General features: G+C 65.0%; 3 protein-coding genes and 1 pseudogene. All 4 read right to left on the bottom strand.

Annotated elements, in window-relative coordinates; translation table 11 throughout:
* A pseudogene (locus ACO6D5_RS25290) lies at positions 1–230 on the bottom strand (glutamate--tRNA ligase family protein); the annotation flags it as partial.
* 46 nt (positions 231–276) lie between these two features.
* Complete coding sequence (locus ACO6D5_RS25285) at positions 277–735, bottom strand: Smg family protein (RefSeq protein WP_006227779.1); 459 nt, start codon at positions 733–735, stop codon at positions 277–279.
* Positions 736–976: 241 nt separating this feature from the next.
* On the bottom strand, positions 977–3001 hold the full coding sequence (locus tag ACO6D5_RS25280; protein WP_485826891.1) for a TRAP transporter permease: 2025 nt from the start codon (positions 2999–3001) through the stop codon (positions 977–979).
* Positions 3002–3234: 233 nt separating this feature from the next.
* Positions 3235–4187, bottom strand: a 953-nt coding sequence (locus tag ACO6D5_RS25275; protein WP_485826890.1) for a TAXI family TRAP transporter solute-binding subunit, incomplete at its 5' end; no start/stop codon positions are given.

Here is a 4187-nt window from a genome sequence, read left to right as displayed (position 1 = left end):
TGCGACTGCCACATGACGCCGCCGTCCCAGTGCAGGCCCAGCGCGTCCAGTTGCGCCATGATGGTGTCGGCGGCGCCCGCGACGGTGCGGGGCGTGTCCACGTCTTCCATGCGCAGCAGCCAGCGCCCGCCGTGGGCGCGCGCATCCAGCCAGCTGGCCAGGGCAGCCACGAGCGAGCCCGCATGCAGCGGGCCGCTGGGGCTGGGGGCGAATCGGCCTACGTAGGTCACAGCAACGGCAAGCGGCCCCAATGCATGGGGCCGGGGCGCAGGGTCATCAATGCAGCAACCGTACGCCTTCTTCGTCCAGCAGCTCTTCCAGGACCAGGTTGTCGATCTCGGCTTCCTGGCTCCAGAGAACCATGAGGGCGATGATCTTGATCTTGGACAGCGGCACGGGCGTTTCCGGCGAAGCCAGGCCCCGGTCGATGACGATTTCGCGCAACGGCGCCGGCAATACGCCGGCCGATTCCAGGAAGGCGATGAAGCCGATGGATTCGGTGCCGAGCTGGCTGTATTCGTTGTCGGTGTAGATCCGGGTTCCCGAGGTGGGAGCCTGAGCGAGGTCGACGCATCGTTCCGTGGTCTCGGCCAAACCGTACAGCCAGCCGAGCGCGTCGTCGATGTCTTCGTGCTCGAAACCGGCGGCGGCAAGCCGCTTAGCGAGCACATCGGCCGCAGGACAGGCTTGCGGCGTGTAGTAATTCTCGAACAGATAAACCAGGATATCGAACATATGGCGCAGTTTTGTGCCTGTTTGCACAGTCGGCCCGCAGATCGGCAGACCAGCAAACATGAATTTTACTTTACGCTGATTTATTTAGCCGGGCAACCGGCGAAAAGGCGGAATGTTGTATGTCGTCACCCTGTGGATCCAGGCCCCTATTTTGCCGGTATTTGCTGCCAAAATCCGAGATTGGGCGAAATAAAAAAGGGGCGGACCGAAGCCCGCCCCTGTTAATTCCGCGCCGTCCAGGTCAGGCCGCCTTGGCCGCCGTCTCCAGTTTCAGTTCCGCCAACTGGCGGATGAAGACGGGGATGCAGATGGCCAGGCCGATCAGGCCGCTCGTCAGGCCGGGGATGATCGTGAGCAATGCGCCGAAGGTGCACAGCCACCGTTCCCAGCTCTTCATGCCGACCAGCATGTAGCGCGAGAACGCCGCCGACAGCAGCACCAGGCCCACCATGCAGCCGAACAGGGTCACCCAGAAGTCATACCAGGTGAAGCCCTGCACCGAGATCAGCAGCGACGGCGAAAACACGAACACGAACGGCACGATCAGCTTGGTGATGCCCAGCCTGAACGCCGTGTTCCCGGTCTTGAACGGGTCGCTGCCCGCCATGCCCGCCGCCGCATAGGCGGCCAGCGCCACCGGCGGCGTGATGTCCGCCAGGATGCCGAAATAAAACACGAAGAAGTGCGCCGCGATCGGCTGCACGCCCAGCTGCACCAGCGTGGGGGCGGCCACGGCGACCATGATCAGGTAGTTCGCGGTGGTGGGCACGCCGCAGCCCATCAGGATGCAGACGATGCCCGTCATGATCAGCGCAGCCAGCAGTGTCAGCGTCTGCATGTTGGCCATGGCGTCGGGAATGAACATGGACGCGCCGCCGGCCAGCGCCTGCGAGGCCGAGATCACGATGTACGAGATCTTGAAGCCCACGCCGGTCAAGGTCACCACGCCGATCACGATGCCCACTGCGCCTGCCGCCGCGCCGACTGCCAGCGCGTACTTGGCGCCGGTCTCGAAGGCTTCGTACAGATCGCGCCAGCGCAGGCGCTGATACGGATTCAACAGGCCCACCAGGATGCAGCCCGTGATGCCCGCGAACGCCGCCAGATACGGCGTACGGCCGCTGGCCAGCACGCCCACCAGCAGGACCAGCGGGATCAGCGTCGGCCAGCGCATCTTGAACGATTGCTTGAGCTTGGGCATTTCTTCGGCCGTCAGGCCGCGCAGGCCTTCGCGCTTGGCTTCGAAGTGCACCTGCATGAACATGCCGAAGAAGTACAGGAAGGCCGGGAAGATGCCGGCAATCGCGATCTGCTGGTACGGGATGCCCAGGAACTCGATCATCAGGAAAGCGGCCGCGCCCATGATGGGCGGCGTGATCTGCCCGCCCGTGCTGCTGGCCGCTTCGACGCCTGCCGCGAAGTGCCGCGGATAGCCGACCCGGATCATGGCCGGAATGGTCAGCGACCCCACGGTCACCGCGTTGGCCACCGACGAGCCCGACAGCATGCCGAACATGGCCGAACCGAACACGGACACCTTGGCGGGGCCGCCGGCATAACGGCCGGCCACGGTAGAGGCGACGTCCAGGAACAGCTGGCCCAGCCCGATGCGGGTGGCCAGCACGCCGAACAGCACGAAGTGGAACACGTAGGTCGCCACCACGCCCACCGCCACACCGTACACGCCCTGGCTGGTCAGGTACATGTGGTTGACGATCTGCGGCCAGGTGTTGCCCGCATGCTTGAGCAGGCCCGGAAAGTACGGGCCGAACATCGCGTAGGCCATGAAGACCAGCGCGATGATGGGCAGCGGCCATCCCATGGCGCGGCGCGTGGCTTCAAGCAGGCCGATCAGGAGGACCGAGCCCATGAAGACGTCCATCGGCATCGGGTTGCCGACGCGGAATGCCAGGTCTTCGAAAATGTAGGGGATGTAGAGCACCGACAAGGCCAGCGCGATGGCGATGATCCAGTCGTACAGCGGAATGCCGCCGGGCGACAGCCAGGTCGACTTGGGCTCGCGCTGGTAGTGCGACTTGGAAAAGCCGAACACCAGGAAGATCAGGCTCAGCACGAAGGCCAGGTGCACACCGCGATGGGTGGCCTCGCGCAACAGGCCGAAGCCCGCCGTGTAGTAGTGAAAGAGCGACAGCGTGACAAGCAGGCCCGACACGATCCAGGTCGCCGTCTTGTCCAGCGGCCGGAAGCGGATCTCGGAGTCGTATTTCTCCGCCAGCTTCTGGGTTTTCTCGTGATCTATTTCCATCGCCGTAATTCTCTGGATGATTCAGCAAGCAGGGCCGCGCACGGCGGCCCTACTAAGCGCGGCGCAAACGCGCCGCAGGTAGATGCAATGTGCCCGGCCCCTTGCAGCAAAACGGCACGCCCGCCGCACAACACCGCCGCCGCCATTCCGGGCCGCGCGGAGCCGGCTTTGCCGGTCCGCTGCGGCGCCCCTGGGGGAGGCGCCGCAGGCGCTAGGGGGGGCCTACTTCAGGCCTACTTCAGCAGGCCGATTTCCTTGTAGAACTTCTCGGCGCCGGGATGGAACGGGATGCCTGCGCCCTTGATGGCGTTGTCGCGCGTGATCAGCTTGCCCTTGGCGTGGCCCGAATCCAGCGTCTTGCGCGTGGCGTCGCTGTACAGCGCCTTGGTGACGTCGTAGACCGTCTGTTCAGGGATCTTGGCTGACGTGACCATCTGCGCGTTGACCGAGATGGTCTTCACTTCCGGCAGGTTCTGGTACGTATTGGCCGCGATCACGTCGGGCGTGAAGAACTCCTGCTTGGCACGCAGCGCGTCAATCTCGGGACCCACCAGCGGCACCAGTTCGATGTTGCCCGTGGAGGCCAGTTCGGCGATGGCGCCGGCCGGCGCCCCGCCCACGAAGAAGAACGCGTCCAGCCCGCCGTCCTTGAGTTTGTCGCCCGCCTGGTTGGGCTTGAGGTATTCGGCCTTGATGTCCTTGTCGGTCATGCCGTAGGCGCCCAGGATCAGGCGCACGTCGACCAGCGTGCCGGAGCCCGGCTCGTCCATGGACACGCGCTTGCCCTTCAGGTCGGCCACGCTCTTGATGCCCGCGCCCTTGCGCGTCACCAGATGGATGCTTTCCGGGTACAGGGTGGAGACCAGGCGCAGGTCTTGGGCCTTGGGCTTGCCTTCGAAGGTGCCGGTGCCGCTATAGGCCCAGTACGCCACGTCGGATTGCGTGAAACCCGCTTCGAACGAGCCGCCGATGATGCCGTTGATGTTGGCCACCGAGCCGTTGGAGGCCACCGCCGTGGCGATGAGCTTGCCGGGCTGCGAGACCGCGTTGCCGATGATGCCGCCTATCGGGTAGTACGTGCCGGCGGTGCCGCCCGTGCCGATGCGGAAGAACTGCTGGGCCTGTGCGGAACCCACGGTGCCGACCGCGGCGACCGCGACGGTCAGGGCGGTGATCCAGTGCTTGA

Source organism: Achromobacter sp. (assembly GCF_057314935.1).
Note: the sequence above shows the minus strand (reverse complement) of the source record. Positions and strands in the feature narration are given on the sequence as shown.